Source organism: Pseudomonas sp. AK-TSAG1-1 (assembly GCF_056821665.1).
On record NZ_CM165965.1, the window covers coordinates 4,538,368 to 4,556,500 of the forward strand.

At 59.6% G+C, this 18,133-nt stretch carries 15 protein-coding genes and 6 tRNA genes; 8 read left to right on the top strand and 13 right to left on the bottom strand.

Annotation, left to right across the window (positions count from 1 at the left end; genetic code table 11):
- Nucleotides 1-32: 32 nt before the first annotated feature.
- Nucleotides 33-2,267 carry a DNA internalization-related competence protein ComEC/Rec2 gene (locus AC1UK9_RS20430; protein ID WP_482578377.1) on the bottom strand — a complete coding sequence of 745 codons (2,235 nt, stop codon included), beginning with the start codon at nt 2,265-2,267 and terminating at the stop codon, nt 33-35.
- Between the two features lie 135 nt (nt 2,268-2,402).
- Between AC1UK9_RS20430 and AC1UK9_RS20435 the strand changes: the two genes are divergently transcribed.
- Nucleotides 2,403-2,921 carry a DUF2062 domain-containing protein gene (locus AC1UK9_RS20435; protein WP_025112995.1) on the top strand — a complete coding sequence of 173 codons (519 nt, stop codon included), beginning with the start codon at nt 2,403-2,405 and terminating at the stop codon, nt 2,919-2,921.
- Between the two features lie 140 nt (nt 2,922-3,061).
- Here AC1UK9_RS20435 and AC1UK9_RS20440 read toward each other — a convergent pair whose 3' ends face one another.
- The 4 genes from AC1UK9_RS20440 to AC1UK9_RS20455 form a co-directional block, all read right to left on the bottom strand.
- Nucleotides 3,062-3,841 (bottom strand): ABC transporter permease, encoded by a 780-nt coding sequence (locus AC1UK9_RS20440; RefSeq protein WP_482578378.1) that lies wholly within the window; start codon nt 3,839-3,841, stop codon nt 3,062-3,064.
- Nucleotides 3,838-4,770 (bottom strand): ABC transporter ATP-binding protein, encoded by a 933-nt coding sequence (locus AC1UK9_RS20445; RefSeq protein ID WP_025112993.1) that lies wholly within the window; start codon nt 4,768-4,770, stop codon nt 3,838-3,840. Before AC1UK9_RS20445 ends, AC1UK9_RS20440 begins: the two co-directional genes overlap by 4 nt.
- A 133-nt stretch (nt 4,771-4,903) precedes the next feature.
- Nucleotides 4,904-5,527 (bottom strand): glutathione S-transferase family protein, encoded by a 624-nt coding sequence (locus AC1UK9_RS20450; RefSeq protein WP_482578379.1) that lies wholly within the window; start codon nt 5,525-5,527, stop codon nt 4,904-4,906.
- Between the two features lie 43 nt (nt 5,528-5,570).
- Nucleotides 5,571-6,230, bottom strand: a complete 660-nt coding sequence (locus tag AC1UK9_RS20455) for a transglutaminase-like domain-containing protein (RefSeq protein ID WP_025112991.1) — start codon at nt 6,228-6,230, stop codon at nt 5,571-5,573.
- A gap of 248 nt (nt 6,231-6,478) precedes the next feature.
- On the opposite strand from AC1UK9_RS20455, the gene AC1UK9_RS20460 reads away from it, so the two are divergent.
- Nucleotides 6,479-8,926: an acyl-CoA dehydrogenase gene (locus tag AC1UK9_RS20460; protein ID WP_482578380.1), complete on the top strand. Its 2,448-nt coding sequence runs from the start codon at nt 6,479-6,481 to the stop codon at nt 8,924-8,926.
- Between the two features lie 74 nt (nt 8,927-9,000).
- The gene (locus AC1UK9_RS20465; protein WP_008087850.1) at nt 9,001-9,408 is read left to right on the top strand and encodes a PA2817 family protein; all 408 of its coding nucleotides are present in this window, start codon (nt 9,001-9,003) and stop codon (nt 9,406-9,408) included.
- 64 nt (nt 9,409-9,472) lie between these two features.
- On the opposite strand, the gene AC1UK9_RS20470 is transcribed toward AC1UK9_RS20465, so the two are convergent.
- Nucleotides 9,473-10,471 carry a LysR family transcriptional regulator gene (locus AC1UK9_RS20470; protein ID WP_482578381.1) on the bottom strand — a complete coding sequence of 333 codons (999 nt, stop codon included), beginning with the start codon at nt 10,469-10,471 and terminating at the stop codon, nt 9,473-9,475.
- A gap of 90 nt (nt 10,472-10,561) precedes the next feature.
- Here AC1UK9_RS20470 and AC1UK9_RS20475 point away from each other — a divergent pair, with 90 nt between their 5' ends.
- The 4 genes from AC1UK9_RS20475 to AC1UK9_RS20490 all read left to right on the top strand — a co-directional run bounded on the left by AC1UK9_RS20475 (nt 10,562) and on the right by AC1UK9_RS20490 (nt 14,629).
- Nucleotides 10,562-11,188 (top strand): alanyl-tRNA editing protein, encoded by a 627-nt coding sequence (locus tag AC1UK9_RS20475; protein ID WP_482578382.1) that lies wholly within the window; start codon nt 10,562-10,564, stop codon nt 11,186-11,188.
- Between the two features lie 90 nt (nt 11,189-11,278).
- Entirely contained in the window at nt 11,279-12,049 is a 771-nt protein-coding gene (locus AC1UK9_RS20480; protein ID WP_025112987.1) for a 2OG-Fe(II) oxygenase, read from the top strand.
- 1 nt (nt 12,050) lies between these two features.
- On the top strand, nt 12,051-12,689 hold the full coding sequence (locus tag AC1UK9_RS20485; protein ID WP_482578383.1) for a LysE family translocator: 639 nt from the start codon (nt 12,051-12,053) through the stop codon (nt 12,687-12,689).
- A 200-nt stretch (nt 12,690-12,889) separates the two neighbouring features.
- A complete protein-coding gene (locus tag AC1UK9_RS20490) occupies nt 12,890-14,629 on the top strand; it encodes a dipeptidase (RefSeq protein ID WP_482578384.1) in 1,740 nt (579 codons plus the stop codon).
- 116 nt (nt 14,630-14,745) lie between these two features.
- On the opposite strand, the gene AC1UK9_RS20495 is transcribed toward AC1UK9_RS20490, so the two are convergent.
- The 7 genes from AC1UK9_RS20495 to AC1UK9_RS20525 form a co-directional block, all read right to left on the bottom strand.
- Entirely contained in the window at nt 14,746-15,495 is a 750-nt protein-coding gene (locus AC1UK9_RS20495) for a hypothetical protein (protein ID WP_482578385.1), read from the bottom strand.
- 280 nt (nt 15,496-15,775) lie between these two features.
- Nucleotides 15,776-15,851, bottom strand: a tRNA-Gly gene (locus tag AC1UK9_RS20500).
- Nucleotides 15,852-15,854: 3 nt separating this feature from the next.
- Nucleotides 15,855-15,930 (bottom strand) — tRNA-Glu (locus tag AC1UK9_RS20505).
- A gap of 148 nt (nt 15,931-16,078) precedes the next feature.
- Nucleotides 16,079-16,154, bottom strand: a tRNA-Gly gene (locus AC1UK9_RS20510).
- A 3-nt stretch (nt 16,155-16,157) separates the two neighbouring features.
- Nucleotides 16,158-16,233, bottom strand: a tRNA-Glu gene (locus tag AC1UK9_RS20515).
- A 104-nt stretch (nt 16,234-16,337) separates the two neighbouring features.
- Nucleotides 16,338-16,413 (bottom strand) — tRNA-Gly (locus tag AC1UK9_RS20520).
- A gap of 2 nt (nt 16,414-16,415) precedes the next feature.
- Nucleotides 16,416-16,491, bottom strand: a tRNA-Glu gene (locus AC1UK9_RS20525).
- Between the two features lie 385 nt (nt 16,492-16,876).
- Here AC1UK9_RS20525 and AC1UK9_RS20530 point away from each other — a divergent pair.
- Entirely contained in the window at nt 16,877-17,635 is a 759-nt protein-coding gene (locus AC1UK9_RS20530) for a hypothetical protein (RefSeq protein WP_029977851.1), read from the top strand.
- Nucleotides 17,636-18,133: the final 498 nt, after the last annotated feature.

Consider the following 18,133-nt stretch of genomic DNA (forward strand, 5'->3'; position numbering starts at 1 on the left):
CGACCGTGATGCCGCAAGCGTGCCTGCGCCGATCAACGGGGCAACGCGGGCGGGTCGCGCCAGAAACGCCGCTGCTGACGCATCGTCCGTGGCGCGCTGAAGCTCCCCAGTTGCAGATGAATGGCGCCATGTTCGGCGCTGTCATAAACGCGCAGTTGCTGCTTGCGATAACGCGCGAGCACGGTGGGATGCGGGTGGCCGAACGAATTGCCCTGCCCCCGGGAGATCAGCACCGCTTCAGGTTGCAGGGTTTTGAGCAACGCCATGGACGACGAACTGCGGCTGCCATGATGCGGTGCCTGCAGCCATTGCGTGGGGACGGCTAACGGGCTGTCGAGCAGGACGCGTTCGGCGTGGGCATCAATATCGCCGGTGAGCAGCAGACGCTCGCCATTGGCCTCGATCTGCAACACACAGGAACGCTGGTTGCTGTCGTGGGCGGCCGACCATTGCCAAAGCTGAAAGCGCACGCCGTCCCATTGCCATTGCCGGCCACTGTCGCACGCAGCGGCGTTCAGCTCGACAGGCAAGCCCGGCGGATCGCCACTGATCACCTGAATGACCGGCAACCGGCGCGCCACCGCCAAAGCGCCGCCGGCATGATCGGCATCGGCATGGCTGAGCAACATCATGTCCAGATGTTCGACGCCAAGCTTGCGCAGTGCCGGCAACACCACTCGTTCACCGATATCGAAATCGCCGAAACGCGGCCCGGCGTCGTAGAGCACGGCGTGATGACGGGTGCGGATCAGAATCGCCAGGCCTTGACCGACATCAAGCTGCCAGACATCGGCCACGCCCTCGGGTAAACGCTCACGCGGCGGCACCACCAGCATCAAGAGCAACGGCCAGCCCAGCGGCCGCATCGGCACCCCGCGCGGCAACAGCAACAACAGCGCGCCGAGGCTGCCCAGCGCCCAGACCCACCACGGTACAGCGGCTGGAACCCACGCTGACCATTGCCCGGCAATCAGCGCCAGGCCGCGAAACAGCGCATCAATCAGACCGCCCGCCAGCCACAACAGGCCTTCGCCGACATAGGGCACCGGCAGCAGCGCAGTACCGAGCAGTGCTGGCGGCAACACGACGAAACTGACCCACGGCACCGCCAGCAAGTTTGCCAACGGCCCGCTGAGGCTGATCGGCAGGTTCAGCGCCAGCAACACCGGGCACAGGCCGATCGCAATCAGCCATTGTGCGCGGGTCCAGGTCTGCCACCAGCGCCACGCGCCGAGGCGGCTGCCGAAAGTGAAGATCAGCACCGCCACCGCCGCAAAAGACAACCAGAAACCCGGGCGCAGGCTGGCCAACGGATCAAGCAACAGCACCGCATTGAATGCCAGCAACAGCGGCCACCACGTGCCGAGATGGCGAAAACGCAGACGCCACAGCAATACCAGGCCGACCATCACACAGGCCCGTTGCACCGGCACCTCAAACCCGGCCAGCAGTCCGTAACCCAATGCCGCCGCAAACGCCAGACCACAGGCCCAGGGCAGCCATGGCCAGCGCAGCGGCCACACCCCATAACGCGCGAGCCCCGCGACCAGCAGATACATCACCGCCGCCAGCAATCCGATGTGCTGGCCGGAAATCACCAGCAAATGCACGGTGCCGGTGTCCTGCAGGATCTGCCAATCCTCGCGGCTGAGCCCGGAACCGTCGCCGAGCACCAGCGCCGCCAATGCACCGGCCCGCCCCTGAGCGTCTACCTCAAGCAAGCGTCGACGAATGCTGTCGCGCCACGCCCCACTGGCCTCGGCAAGGCGCTCACCATCCTTGATCGTACCGGTTGCGCCGATGCGTTGCGCCAGCAGCCAGGCCTCGTAATCGAAGGCGTCAGGATTGAGCAAACCGCCGGGGCGCTTGAGCTTCACCGCCAGACGCCAGCGCTCGCCGCTGTTGACCGGCGGCCCGGCGTACCACGCCAGACGCATCAACGACGGCAGCGTCTCGCGCCGCGAGCGGGCCTCGGCCAACTCGAAACGCACCACACCGTCGCCGGACTGTGGCAACCCCACCACCCGCCCTTCGATCCAGCGTGTTTCGCCATCGAGCGGTTGCGGCAACCGATCATTCAGCGCCCACTGCGCGCTGACACAGGCCCAAGTGAAACCGCACAGAAAAAATGCCAACGGATAGCTGCGAAACGGCAGCAACATCAGCCCCACCACGGGCAACAACATCAGCAACCCGACCGGCGGTAAAACCGGTAAAAAAACCACCACCAGCAGACCGGCTGCCAGCGCCATCATCCCTGTGCGCATACGCCCGTCCTTGAGAGTTACTCCTTAGGCGTAGCCGGTGCGAAGCCTGCTCGCCGTCAACAATTGTCACAAAGTCTGAATGGGCGCTTCGTAGAATCCAGACATACTTGACGCCTTAACCGACCGAGAAGCCTTATGCCCCGGCGCTTATTCAAACGTTACATGCCCGATCCGACGAGCATCAGGGAACACAAATCCTTACGCTTTCTCGGCAAGTTGCTGCATGACCCGAACCTCTGGCACCTCAATCGTCACTCGGTGGCCCGGGCGATGGCCGTTGGCTTGTTCGCCGCGTTCCTGCCGATTCCGGCGCAAATGCTGGTGGCGGCCGCACTGGCGATTACCGTGCGCGGCAACATGCCGATTGCCGTGAGCCTGGTGTGGCTGACCAACCCGATCACCATGCCGGCGGTGTTTTTCTGCACGTATCAGGCCGGGGCCTGGTTGATGGACGTGCCCGCCCGCACCCTACCCGACTCGTTGACCTGGGAATGGATCAGCGGCGAACTGTCGACGTTGTGGCAACCGTTTTTGCTGGGGTCGGTGGTGTGTGGCCTGGTCCTTGGCGCCCTCGCCTACTTTGCGGTGATGCTGTACTGGCGCTGGTGGGTGGCCCGGCAATGGGCGCGGCGCAAGAAAAACCGCAAGGCATGAATGCAAAACGGCCTCCGCAAGGGAGGCCGTTTTATTGGGGTGTCTGGATGAGCCCCATCGCGAGCAGGCTCGCTCCAGCAGAGGAACGCATTCCAATGCAGGAGCGAGCCTGCTCGCGATGGCAGCGACGCGGTCTGGAATCAGGTCCGCATCCCACGCCCGCTCACCAGCAACCGCGCACAACCGAGATACAGCACGACAGTCGCCACCAGCATGAAGGTGATCGCGATGCCGATCTTGATATCCGACACGCCAAGAATGCCGTAACGGAATGCGTTGACCATGTGCAGCACCGGGTTGGCCAGCGACACGGTCTGCCAGAACGGCGGCAGCAAGGTAATCGAGTAGAACACCCCACCGAGGTAGGTCAGCGGCGTCAGCACAAACGTCGGGATGATCGAAATATCATCGAAGTTGCGCGCAAACACCGCGTTGATGAAGCCCAGCAGCGAGAAGATCGTCGCAGTCAGAATCACCACCAGCAAGGTCACGCCGAGATGGTGTACCTGCAGGTGCGTGAAGAACAGCGACAAAATGGTCACGATGACCCCGACCATCAAGCCGCGCAGCACGCCGCCGATGGTGTAACCGATCAGGATCGTGTGCGGTGACACCGGCGAAACCATCAGCTCTTCGATGGAGCGCTGGAACTTGCTGCCGAAGAAGCTCGACACCACGTTGCCGTAGGAGTTGGTGATCACCGACATCATGATCAGCCCCGGCACGATGTACTCCATATAGGTGAAGCCACCCATGTCGCCGATCTGTCGGCCGATCAGGTTACCGAAGATCACGAAATACAGAACCATGGTGATCGCCGGCGGCAGCAGGGTCTGCGGCCAGATCCGGGTAAAGCGCCGGACTTCGCGGTAAACGATGGTATTGAGGGCGACCATGTTGGGCCGGAACTCGGAACTCATACCGCCACCTTCGACAGATTTTTCTCCACCAGGGACACGAACAGCTCCTCGAGGCGATTGGTTTTGTTGCGCAGGCTCAGCACTTCGATGTGCTGCTGCGCCAACTGGGTGAACAACGCGGTGATGCCCATGGATTTGTCGACCTGGACTTCCAGGGTATGGCTGTCGAGCAAGCGAGCCGGATAGCCGAGCAATTGCGGCGCGGCGTTCAAGTCGTTTTTCAGGTCCAGCAGGAAGGTTTCGACGTGCAGTTGGCCCAGCAGTTGTTTCATGCTGGTGTTCTCGACGATGGTGCCATGGTCGATGATGCCGATGTTGCGGCACAACTGCTCAGCCTCTTCCAGATAGTGCGTGGTGAGGATGATGGTGATGCCTTTCTGGTTCAGCTCGGTGAGGAACGTCCACATCGAGCGACGCAGTTCGATGTCGACCCCGGCGGTCGGTTCATCGAGGATCAACAGGCGCGGCTCATGCACCAGCGCGCGGGCAATCATCAGGCGCCGCTTCATGCCGCCGGACAGCGACCGCGACGGCACGTCGCGCTTGTCCCACAAGCCGAGCTGGGTCAGGTACTGCTCGGCGCGCTCCTTGGCGATCTTCGCCGGGATGCCGTAGTAACCCGCCTGGGTCACGACGATGTCGAAGGTTTTTTCGAACTGGTTGAAGTTGAATTCCTGAGGCACGACGCCGATCGAGCGCTTGAGCGCCGCCGGGTTCTTGTCCAGGTCATGGCCGAAGATATTCACCGTGCCACTGGTCTTGTTGACCAGGGTCGAAAGAATGCCGATGGTCGTGGATTTGCCGGCACCGTTGGGGCCGAGCAAGGCGAAGAAGTCACCCTCGGCAACGTCCAGATCGATACCACTCAAGGCCTGGAACCCGTTGCCGTAGGTTTTGGTTAGCTGCCGGATGGACAGAGCGGAACTCATATCTGATTTTCGCACCAAGAAGGGAAGAAAAGGAAAGGTCAGGCCGGGCGGCGAACAAAACAACCACGGCGCATGAGCGCAATGGTGCTTGCCGCCGCCACACAAGTACAGTCAAGTGTGTCGATAGTTATTATCAAGTCAACGCGGTCATGACCGCTTTCTGATAGGCCGCACGCTGCTTCAAACGTGCGTACCAGGCCTCCAGGTGCGGCTGCGAGGCGCGCTCGATCGGCATCTCGAACCAGGCATAAATGAAACTGCCGAGGGGGATATCGCCCATGCCGATTTCGTTTCCGGACAAATACGGCTGGCCGGCAAGGGCTTGATCGGCCATGGCCAACAGCGCCGTGCACTCCTTGATCGCAGCGTTGATTGCCGGCCAGTCCTGCTGGTCTGCCGGCGTACGCAGCACACCCCAGAACACGGTGCGGAACGGCCCGGCGAAACTCGAGGTGGTCCAGTCCATCCATTTGTCAGCGATCGCCCGGGCTTGTGGATCTGCCGGGTACCACGCGCTGTTCGGCGCATGCCTGGCCAGCAGGTAACGCACGATGGCGTTGGATTCCCACAGCACGAAACCGTCATCTTCGATCACCGGCACTCGGCCGTTCGGATTCATCGCCCGATATTCAGGCGTATCAACCACCCCGAAGGCGCCACCGGCATCAATCGCCTCGTAGGCCAGGCCAAGTTCCTCGGCGGCCCACAGTGGCTTCCTGACATTCGATGAATTTTTCCGTCCCCAGATCTTCAGCATGACCGCCTCTTTTCAAATGCGTGGGCGAGCAGCATACGCCGGATCAGACACGGCTCAAATCACTCTGCATATCGCCCAGGGTCTTGGCCTGTTGTTCGCCGAACAGATGCGGGTAGCACTTTTCCAGGTGTTCGAAGAAGAAGGTTTCCGGCACATCGCTGAACTGCCCGTGATCAACCAGATACTCCATCAAATGCGCGCCATCGCGGTTGTACGGGTGGAAAACGCTGTCGTTGATCCCATCGAACTCCAGCGGCGCGACGTTGAACAATTCGCACAGTTGCTGGTTGAAGGCCGGCGTGGCCTTGACCCAGCGATCGTTAAGGAACAGCTCGGTGTAGCCGTGCATGGCGAACACGTCACTGCGCAGCAATTGCAGCAGACGCGGGGTCGACAGGTGATTCCTGACATCAGCCAGACCGATTCGCGCGGGAATGCCGCAATGCCGCGCGCACCCGGCCAGCAACGTGGCCTTGGGCACGCAATAGCTCTCCCCGGTTGCCAAGGCGTAGCTGCCACACAGGGTTTGCGGGTCGAGGCTGAAGGTATACGGGTTGTAGCGCACCGCTTCGCGCACGGCGTAATAAAGACTGATCGCCTGCGCGAGCGGGTCGCGGCTGACCCCACGGTGCTGTTCGGCGAACTCCACCACCGCCGGGTGGTCACTATCGATGAAGCGGCCGGGACTCAGATACTCGCGCATGACGATTTTCTCCTGGGTGAGCCCCGAGTCTAGCGACAGCTCAAGCACAGCGATAACGACGTTTCGGCCAAACATGCACGCAAAGACGCGGGAATAGCGAACGATTTCCCACGGGTGTTGCCCACCGAACCTACAAAAGTCATCCAGGGTTTCCCACGAGTTCAATCACCTTGTTCTGACCACCCCGTTTTACAGATGCCGTCTAAGCTCTGGAGGGTCGGTTTGCCTTGGTTCACGGAGGATTACATATGCTGTTGTTGTGGATACTGGTTCTGATCGTCGGTGTGGCGTACCTCGCCCATCGCCGCATCGCCCCGCTGCCCGCGTTGGGTATCGTCGCCATTTACCTTCTGGCGATGGGCATTTTCAGCCGCGCCCCGGGCTGGTTGCTGCTGGTGTTCTGGGTCGTGCTTGCGCTGGTTGCGGCGCCGTTGCTGCTGCCTGACCTGCGCCGCAAACACTTCACTGCGCCGCTGTTCAACTGGTTCCAGAAAACCCTGCCGCCGATGTCGCAGACCGAACGCGACGCCATCGATGCCGGCACGGTGTGGTGGGACGGTGAACTGTTCAGCGGCCGTCCGGACTGGGACAAGCTGCTGTCTTATCCCAAGGCGCAGTTGAGCGAGGAAGAACAGGCGTTCATCGACGGCCCGACCGAAGAGCTCTGCGCGATGGTCACTGACTGGCAGATCGGTCAGTCGATGGACCTGCCGCCCGAAGCCTGGAGCCACATCAAGGAGCACGGCTTCTTCGCCCTGATCATTCCCAAGGAATTCGGCGGCAAGGGCTTTTCCGCCTATGCCCACTCGCAAGTGGCGATGAAGCTCGCCACCCGCAGCGGCGACCTCGCCTCGACGGTGATGGTACCGAACTCACTCGGCCCCGCCGAACTGCTGCTGCATTACGGCACCGATGAACAACGCAATCACTACCTGCCGCGACTGGCCCGTGGCGACGACATTCCGTGCTTCGCCCTCACCGGCCCGCTGGCCGGCTCCGACGCCGGCGCGATGCCCGACACCGGGATCATCTGCAAGGGCGAATGGGAAGGTCAGGAAGTCCTCGGCCTGCGCCTGAACTGGGAAAAACGCTATATCACCCTGGGTCCGGTGGCCACCCTGCTCGGACTCGCCTTCAAGGCCTACGATCCGGATCACCTGCTGGGCGACAAGGACGACCTGGGGATCAGTCTGGCGCTGATCCCCACCGACACGCCGGGCGTGGAGATCGGCCGCCGTCACCTGCCGCTGGGCGCCGCGTTCATGAACGGCCCGAACTCGGGTAAAGACGTATTCATCCCGCTGGACTTCCTCATCGGCGGCCAGGAAATGCTCGGCAAGGGCTGGATGATGCTGATGAATTGCCTGTCGGTCGGGCGCTCGATTTCGCTGCCGGCCGTCGGCACCGGCGCGGCCAAGTTCACCAGTCTGGTGACCGGTCAGTACGCGCAGATTCGTGAACAGTTCAACGTACCGCTGTCGGCCTTCGAAGGCATTCAGGAGGCCATGGCGCGCATCGGCGGCAACGCCTGGATGATGGACGCGGCGCGCATGCTCACTGCTAACGCCGTGGATCTGGGCGAAAAACCGTCAGTACTGTCGGCGATCCTCAAGTACCACCTGACCGAACGCGGCCGCGAATGCATCAGCCACGCCATGGACGTGCACGGCGGCAAGGCCATCATCATGGGCCCGAACAACTATCTGGGGCGTAGCTGGAACGGTGCACCGATCTTCATCACCGTGGAAGGCGCGAACATCCTCTCGCGCAACCTGATGATCTTCGGTCAGGGTGCCATTCGCTGCCATCCGTTCGTCCTCAAGGAAATGGCCCTCGCCGGGCGCGAGGACAAGGAACAGGCACTGAAAGAGTTCGACGGCCTGCTGCTCAAGCACATCGGTTTCGCCGTGGGCAACGCCGCCAGCACCCTGGTGCTGAACCTGGGTTTCGGCCACTTCGAGCATGCACCCGGGGACAAGATCAGTCAGGGCTACTTCCGCGCGCTCAACCGCCAGGCGGCGGCATTCGCCATGCTGGCCGACTTCAGCATGATGTTGCTGGGCGGCGAGCTGAAACGCCGTGAACGCTTGTCGGCGCGTCTGGGCGATGTGTTGAGCAACCTGTATCTGGCCTCCGCCGCGCTCAAGCGTTATCACGATCTGGATTCGCCGGCGCACATGGAGCCGCTGTTCCGCTGGGCCATGGAAGAAAGCCTCGGCCAGTCGGAGCGAGCGCTGGACGAGTTGCTGAGCAACTTCCCGAACCGGGTGTTCGGCGGTCTGTTGCGAGTGATCGTGTTCCCGTTCGGTCGCCGCCACAAAGGGCCGTCGGACAAGCTCGGCGCCGAAGTGGCCGCGGTGATCGGCCGGGCCAAAGGCGATCCGACCCTCGAAGAGCTGCTCGCCGGCTGCTATCGCCCGCAGTCCGCCGACGATGCCGTCGGTGCCCTGCAACATGCCAGCGATCTGCTGAACGCCGCCCAACCGCTGCACAAGAAACTGCACACTTCGCTCAAGAGTGGTCAGGTCAAACCGGTGGCGGGCGAACACGCGATCGATGCCGCGCTGGAGGCCGGGGTGTTGCAAGCGGTGGAAGCGCAGACCCTGCGCGATGCCGAAGCGGCACGACGCAAGGTGATCGACGTCGATGACTTCGACAAGGAGGAGCTGAAACAGGCAGAGGGCAAAGTCCGCTGATCCTGACAACCATGTCCAAGCGAGCGCAGGAGCTTTATACTCCCGCGCCCGTTTTGCTCTTGAGGACTTATCTCGTGTCCAACGTCGTTGCCGATCATCTTGTGTTACTCGACCACCTGCGCAGTATTCTGGTCGCCGTAGGTGAGGCCGAACAGGTTCCCGAAGAAAGCCATGCCTTGTTTCTGGAGCGCTTCGATGAATTGCTGGCGTCCCTGCCGATCGATCCGATCGAAAGCCAGTATCTGGGCCAGGACATCCTGACCCAGGTGATTACCCGTTATCCGCAAATCGCCCATCTGATCCCACGGGACCTGCTGTGGTTCTTCGCGGGTGACTGCCTGCACTACCTGTCCGATGAAGAAATCGACATGTATCAGGCACTGGAAGAACGTCGCTACGAAGCCGAACAGAATGACGAACCGTTCGACTGGAACCAGGAAAAACAGCTGCTGGCGATGTCTGCACAAGACAGCAAGCACTGATTTTCTCCCGGCAATAAAAAGGCCCGCATGGAGATCCATGCGGGCCTTTTTTATTGTGCGGCGATTACAACAATCCTTCACTTTCAGGCAGCTCGTATGCCATCGCCAGGTTGTTCGGCGCGCCCGCCTTGCCCGGCTTGCTCAACGTCGGTTCCTTCTCCAGGCACTCCACCAGATAGTCGATGAACACCCGCAATTTCGGTGGCAGATAGCGCGTGGGTGAGTGCAGCAACCACAGTCCACCGTGGTACGAAGCCAGGAACGTCCACTCCGGCAACACCTGCACAATCAATTTCTGCTCGAGCGCGTAACGCGCGGTGAAGTACGGCAGGCTGCCGATACCGATGTGCTGCAACACCGCGCCCAATCGCACGCCGGTATGGTTGGCGGCATAGCGGCCACGCACGCCGACGGTCACTGCCTTGCTGCCCTTCTTGAATTTCCAGCGCGCATCGCTGGGAGTTTCCCCCAGATAGATGCAGCTGTGATTGAGCAGGTCATGCGGGTGCGTCGGCGTGCCATGTTCGGCCAGGTATTGCGGGGTGGCGCAGAGCAAATGGTCGATGGTCAGCAACTGACGCCCGACCAGTCCGGCAGGCGGACGGTCAGTGATACGAATCGCCAGATCCACATGATCGTCGATCAGATCAACCTGGCGATCCTCCAACAGCAACTCGACATCGACCTTGGGATAACGCCGCAAAAACTCGGGCATGTGCGGATGAATCACGAAACGCCCGACCGCTTTCGGCACGCTGACCCGCACCAGCCCTTCCGCCTCATGGGTGAACTGACCGCTGATCTCCATCACTGACTTGGCGGCGCTGACCATTTCCTGACAGCGTTTGAACACCTCTTCGCCACCGTCACTCAAGCGCAGTTTACGCGTGGTGCGCTGCAGCAAACGCGTGGCCAAGGCCTTTTCCAGGCGGGAAATGCTGCGACTGACGGCCGAGGGCGAAGAACCCAGTTGGCGAGCAGCCTCGGAGAAGCTGCCGGTCTCCACGACCTTGACGAAGATCGCCATTTCACCGAGCAGTGGCAGCGGGAGATTGATGCTCACAGCGCACAAGTCCTTTGATGTTTGAACGGATTATCACGTTATTGCACGATTCATATAATAAAAAAAGAAACTTTAATAAGGGCATGGAATATGACGCTTCGCCTCTTTTTCCATAGTGATGACCTCAAGGCTAATGTGGAAGTCCTCGACTGCACGCCCCACGAGAACGAATTTGCCGTGGTGCTGCGCGCCACCTTGTTTCATCCGCAGGGCGGTGGTCAGCCATGCGATACCGGCATGATCGGCGAAAGCCAGGTGTTACGCGTGGTGCAGGAACCGGATCGGATCGTCCATTACGTCGATCGCCCGGTAAAACTCGGCATGACCTGCATCCACGTCGATGAACAACGTCGCCGCTACAACACCCGCATGCATTCGGCCGGGCACTTGATCGGGCACTTCGTTCAGGCCATGGGCTGGACGCCGATCAAGGCGCACCACTGGCCAGACGAGGGCCGGGTGCAGTTCAAACCGGGCGATGCCGCACAGGACGTCGACGCACCCACCGTTCAATACGGTATCAGTCAGTGGATAGAGCACGATCTGCCACGCCTGACTTCGCTGCGTGAAGGCGCGCGGGAAATCGGCTTTGGCGAACTGCCCGCCTATGGCTGCGGTGGCACCCATGTACGAAGCCTGAAGGATTTGGGCACAGTCACGATCGCCTCCCTTTCGCAGAAGAAAGGCACGTTATCCGTCCACTACAGCGTGGATTGAGCATTTCGGACGCTGCATCGCGCAGCGTCCGACGCCGGGGGAACCGCACTCGCAGGTTCCGTTGACTATCGATAGATGGACCTAAAAACAATGATGCTAGACGTCGAGCGTCTCGATGAGACGTGCATAAAAAAACTGGCCAACGAAGAAGTCCTCGCTATCCGCGTCAAAGGCTTTTTGCCCGAGCCGCTGGCGATCCAGATTGGCGACAAGATTCTTGCTCCGGGATTCGAGGGCTACATCAACGCGCCAAGCATCGGTCGAATCGGCATGGCGTTCTACGAAGCGGAAAACCAGCCGTTGCTGATCGAGGATTACTTCGAGCGTGCTACCAGCAACATCGCCGAACTGCGCGAGCGTTGTGCGCCTTACTCCTCGCCGGTCGACACCCTGCGCTGCATGCTCGACGAATCATGGCCGGCCGGTGCGCATCTGGAAAACCTCTATGGCCGCAAGATGTATGTCGGCCTGTCGCGCGTGGTCAAGCCCGGCGTGTGCTTCCTCGCCCATCACGACATTTTCGCCAAGGATGCCCCGGACAGCTTTCAGGCCCGCAGCCTGGAGGCGCAGTTCGCCTGCAACGTGTACCTGAACATGCCGACCGAGGGTGGTGCGCTGCAGATGTGGGACGACGACATCACCCCGGATCAGTTCGACGAGATGCGTGGCGACAGCTACGGCATCGACCCGGCGTTGCTCGGCCCGCCAACCCTTGAAGTACGACCCGAGCCGGGCGATTTCATCATGTTCAATTCGCGCTGCATGCACTCGGTGACCCCGGGCGTGGCGGATCCGCGACTGAGCCTTTCCTTCTTTGTCGGCTATCGCGGCAATGCTTCACCCCTGACCTTCTGGAGCTGAGATGTTATCGAACTACCTGGGCGAGTTTCTGGCGCTGGCCACCATTCACTTTCTGGCCGTGGTTGCTCCCGGCCCGGATTTCTCCGTGACCATTCGCCAGAGCGTACGCTTCGGCCGACTGGTGGGCATCTGCACGGCACTGGGCATCGGTGCGGGCATTTCCGTGCATGTTCTCTACACATTGCTCGGCGTTGGCGCCCTGATGCACACCACGCCCTGGTTGCTGACGGTGGCCAAGGTCGTCGGCGGTGCCTACATCTTCTACCTCGGCATCAGCCTGATTCGCAGCAAGCCGAAAACCACGCTTGAGGGCGAGAAAAACACCGACCAACCGCTGGGCGAGCAGTCGCTGTTCAAGGCGTTCAGCACCGGGTTTCTGACCAATGCCACGAACCCCAAGGCCACGCTGTTTTTCCTGGCGATCTTCACCACGATCATCAGTGCCAGCACGCCGCTGAACATCCAGGCGCTGTACGGGGTGTGGATGTGCTTCGTCAACGCGCTGTGGTTCGTGATCGTCGCGCTGTTTTTCTCCAGCAGCCGGGTGCGCAACCTGTTCATGCGCATGGGCCACTGGTTCGAACGCAGCATGGGCGTGATCCTGATTCTGTTCGCTGGCAGGCTCGTGCTGTCGATGTAAACGCTGCGCTCAAACAAAAGACCCGATCAGTTGAACACCGGTCGGGCCTTTTTCGTTTGTGCGCCGCTTTTGCATTTCTGTGCGACGGATCCCACTTTCAGGACTCCCCTTCAACACCTTCGTGGTGTTAGTTTGGAAAAGATTTGTTTCAACTTTCAAACACTTCCCTTTCAACTGCCTGCAAAGGAATGCCCTTCACAATGAATTTTTCTCTCAAGCGCCTGGCCGCTACCAGCCTGATTCTGGCCAGCTTTTCTGCGTTCGCCCTGCCCGCACAAGCCAATATCACCCCGCAACAGAGTGCGGCCATTCTCAAGAGCTTCGATGATGCCAGCGTCACCGACTTCCGCCAGTTCCTGGGCGCCGTCGGCAAGAGCGACCTGGGTAAAACCGACAACCTCGGCCCGGCGATCAATGCCTTTCTCGACAACAAGACGCCGAGCGCTGAACAGCAGAACGAGATCTACCGCCTGCTGGGCATCTACACCCGCGTGAAGTACGGCAAGGCTGCGCTGGAAACCCTGCGTGAACTGGTGGAAATCCCGACCTTCCAGAAAGAAGGCGTGGCCCAGCACGACAATCCCGAGTTCATCAAGATCGCCGAAAAGATCAAGAACCTGGCCGACTCGTTCAACCTGAAGTTCCGCAACGTCGACAACCGCGTCTATGAAATCTCCCTCGACGGCAGCGGCGACGAAGTCGTGGGTATTCACGCGCATGCCGACGTGGTGCCGGTCACTCCGGAAAACTGGGTACTGAAAGACGGCACCAAACTCGATCCATTCAAAGTCACGCTGATCGGCGACCGCATGTACGGTCGCGGCACCGAAGACGACAAGAACGGTATCGTCGTTGCCATGTACGCGATGAAAGTCATCAAGGAAGAGAAGCTGCCACTGGCGCGCAACTTCAAACTGCTGGTGGACACCACCGAAGAAACCACCGGCGATGCGATCCCGTACTACTTCGAACACAACCCGACGCCGAACTACAACATGGCGCTGGATGGCGGCTACCCGGTGGTCATCGCCGAAAAAGGCTACGGCACGGTCATGGCCAACTTCCCGATGCGCAAGGCTGAAGGCAGTGGCGCAGAAATCATCTCGATGACTGGCGGCCTGGCCACCAACCAGATTCCATCGGTGTCGGTTGCCACCCTCGTCACCGACAAGCCTGAGCAACTGGCCGCGAGCCTGCAGAAAGCCGGCAGCGAATACGCGAAAAAACACGGCGGCGACTTCGAAGTGGCGGCCAAAGTTGACGGTAAAGACGTCAAACTGACCGTCACCGGTGTGTCTGCGCACTCCTCCGAGCCCGAGTCCGGCGTCAACCCGGTCGCACGGATGCTCGACTTCATCAACAGCCTCGACGGCAAGGTGGCGTTCAAGCACAACCAGATCACCGATGCTGCTCGCTATGCGTCCACCAACTGGGGCCTGGATTACCTGGGCAAAAAACTCGGTGTCGGCTTCTCCGATTCGTTCATGGGCCCGTTGACCACTTCGCTGACTTACGTGGGCGTAGACGACAAGGCCTTCAAACTGGCGGTCAACCTGCGCGTGCCGAAGGGTAAGTCCCCGGAAGTGCTGAAGAAGGAAATCGCTGACAAGCTCGCGGCCTGGAGCAAGAAATCCCACGTTGCCGTGAACTTCACCTACTCGATCGCCGAACCGATGTACCGCAATCCGGAAGGCGAATGGGTGAAAGCATTACTGGCGGTGGCCAGTGAGAACCTGGGCATGAAGCACGAATTCGGCACCTCGGCCGGCGCGACCTCGGTGCACGAACTGCCGAACGGCGTGCAATTCGGCCTGGCCCGACCTGAAGTCAAATACACCGGTCACACCGACGGCGAGTTCAAGACGGTTGACCAGTTTTTGCTGGACCTGCAGATCGTCACTGAAATGATGGGGCGTGTCGGGCAACTGCCGAAACTCTGAAGCGGCATGTGCCCGCTGATCCAGCGGGCCTGTCACTCAATGGCGCGAAAACAGAAAAGGACCCGAGGGTCCTTTTTTTGCATCTAACGTTGCGATACGCAAGTCTTCAACTGACCTCAACTAGCCGCTGTGTCCGTCTGACTCCTGCCATCGGATACAACCATAAAGAGTACAACGACCGCAAAAATCAGGAGCATCGCCAGTAAAATCAGAAGAGTTAACAACTCAGCGCTGTATTTCGCCACCTCAGCCTCAAGACCCGAGAACTCCTCAAATACCTCAATTTTTGCCACGCCATCGCTGTAGCCAATTCGCACTCCCTCTTTCTTGAGCGCCTTGAGGTCTCCATCAAAATAGACCCAGACCCTGTAGATGCCGTTCTGAACAAGCGATGGGATGATCACGCGACTGGTCGGCTCTTCCATTACCGTTTCGTTGCCTGAGTCATCCCTGATGCGGACCAGCCCCTTGGCAGGCAGCTTGATATGCACATCTTTAACCACCTTCTCACCGGTATTCGTCAGATAGATGTAGAGACCCGCCGGATAAACGTCTGGCCCTTTTTTGAAAGGACCATCGAAAATATGGAGATAAGGCGCCTGGCTCAGATTCACTATCTTGTCGATCTGTTCATGAGTGAGCGCATCGCTGGCGACACCCTTGATACCATCATAGAGATAGCCGTAATCGAGCTTGTCACTCGCTTTGTTTACGCGCTCGGAAAATTGACGGGGATAGGATTGATAATCGTAGCTGAGATAGGCCTCAAGCTTGGTATCGTCCTTGAGCACCGCATAGATAGCCACAATTGATCCAATGCAGCTAATCAAGGTCACCAGCGTTTTCCCGACTTTTTCCCAACTCAACGTCTTGCTTCCTTTTTATGTGGTTATGGCGATGCATGTTGTGCACTGCGCACTTTGCCCTCACCCATCTGCCCAACGAAATCATCCATGCTCCGTGAAGCTGGCAATGTCCTGACGGATTCTGATCCCGACAGGCAAACGAGACAATGGCACCATGGGCAACTAACGGCTCCAGATGAAATACCCTACAAAAAAAGGACCCGAAGGTCCTTTTTTGTTGCGCGACAAATACTGCAAAAACAAAAACGCCGATCATCACTGATCGGCGTTTTTGTGAAATTGGAGCGGGAAACGAGACTCGAACTCGCGACCCCGACCTTGGCAAGGTCGTGCTCTACCAACTGAGCTATTCCCGCAAATGGCGTCCCCTAGGGGACTCGAACCCCTGTTACCGCCGTGAAAGGGCGGTGTCCTAGGCCACTAGACGAAGGGGACACGCTGCCCGGAACACATGGTGTGTGTTTCGGTGCCCAGATCCGCGTCCGAAGACTGGGTTCTGGTTTCACTCAGCACCGCCCGAAAGCAGCGCTGTGAAGCCGGAAACAAAACGCCGCTCATCACTGAGCGGCGTTTTATTTGAATTTGGAGCGGGAAACGAGACTCGAACTCGCGACCCCGACCTTGGCAAGGTCGTGCTCTACCAACTGAGCTATTCCCGCAAATGGCGTCCCCTAGGGGACTCGAACCCCTGTTACCGCCGTGAAAGGGCGGTGTCCTAGGCCACTAGACGAAGGGGACACGCTACCCGGAACACATGGTGTGTGTTTCGGTGTCCAGATCCGCATCCGAAGACTGGGTTCTGGTTTCACTCAGCCCCGCCCGAAAGCAGTGCTGTTTAAAATTGGAGCGGGAAACGAGACTCGAACTCGCGACCCCGACCTTGGCAAGGTCGTGCTCTACCAACTGAGCTATTCCCGCATTGGCGTCCCCTAGGGGACTCGAACCCCTGTTACCGCCGTGAAAGGGCGGTGTCCTAGGCCACTAGACGAAGGGGACACACTACAACATTCACTCCCTGCCGCGCTTCGCTGTGTGCTTTACGCTGCAAGTGGCGCGCATTCTATGGATGGATTGAGAGGTCGTCAACCCCCTGATATAAATTTATTTAAATCAATGACTTCGACCTGCTTTGTGGAAGCAATCGGGGTTTTCCGTCGCCCGACGATTGACGCCTATATTCCGCCACTCGCCAAGACGTTATAGTCCGCAACACAGTGATGGCAATCTGCACATCAAGCGCCAGCATTCATGTAAGCCACATGCGGCCGATACAGATTGCACCTGCCGATCCAACTCGTCGAGCGGCGCTAGGCGCATAAATGCCCCAGCCACTACACTCGCATGCGAACCCTATAAAGAGGTCTTACCGGTGACACCACTCATGATCACCCTGCTAGTCATAGCCGGGATCGCAATTTTGATCGCCATTGGCTACATGAACCATGTGGTGGAAAACAACAAACTGGAGAAGGCCCGCACCAAAGTCGAACTCAACGACCGCTTGCGTCGCTGCGGCGAACTGACCGAGACCTTTCCGGGCCAGTTCATGACGCCGGCGCTCAAGCTGCTGCTGACCCGCCTGGAACTGAACGTCTGCCAGCGTCTGCTGAACCTGGAAAAAACCAGCGCCACGACCAAGGCACGCATCACCGAACTGAGCGCACTGGTCGCCCAGGGCGAATCAATCCCGGTCAACAACCCGCCGGCGCCGATCCTGACCGAAGCCAAGGCCAAAGACGTACGCTTCCTGCTCGAAGCCCTGCACGGCCAGATCACCCGCGCCGCCCATGACGGCTTCCTGCCACCGAACGAAGCCAAACACTGGATCAAGGAAGTCCGGCATATTCTGGTGTTGCTGCACATCGAGTTCTTCAACAACCTCGGCCAACAGTCCCTGCAACAAAACCAGCCCGGCCAGGCTCGCCTAGCGTTCGAACGCGGCGTGCAATACCTGCGCAAACAGCAGGATCCGAAGATGTATTCGGAACAGCTGCAATATCTGGAAAAGCTCCTGGCCCGCGCCAACGCCCAGGTCATGGACAAGATTGCACCGGTCGAAGGCGAAGTAAACCAGTTGACCGAAGGCCTCAAGGAAGTCGAAGCCGATGCGGACTGGAAAAAGAAGGTGATCTACGACTGATGGTCGACAGGTAGAGAGAAGCCACCGAGAGGTGGCTTTTTTGTTGGTGGTTGGCTCCCACAGCAAGGCATTGGGTGTAGTGGGTCAGATTCTGGTCGGCTCGTAGGCCGCCGTCGCGAGCAGGCTCACTCCTACAGTGGGGCTCGTTTTTAGCCTGTCAGATATAGGTCGGCTGTCAGGCCGCCTTCGTGAGCAGGCTCACTCCCACAATTGGATCGGGTGTAGTCGGTCAGATTCTGGTCGGCTCGTAGGCCGCCATCGCGAGCAGGCTCACTCCTACAGTGGGGCTCGTTTTTAGCCTGTCAGATATAGGTCGGCTGTCAGGCTGCCTTCGTGAGCAGGCTCGCTCACAATTGGATCGGGTGTAGTCGGTTAGATTTGGTCGGCTCGTAGGCCGCCTTCGTGAGCAGGCTCACTCCTACAGTGGGGCTCGTTTTTAGCCTGTCAGATATAGGTCGGCTGTCGGGCCGCCTTCGTGAGCAGGCTCACTCCTACAAT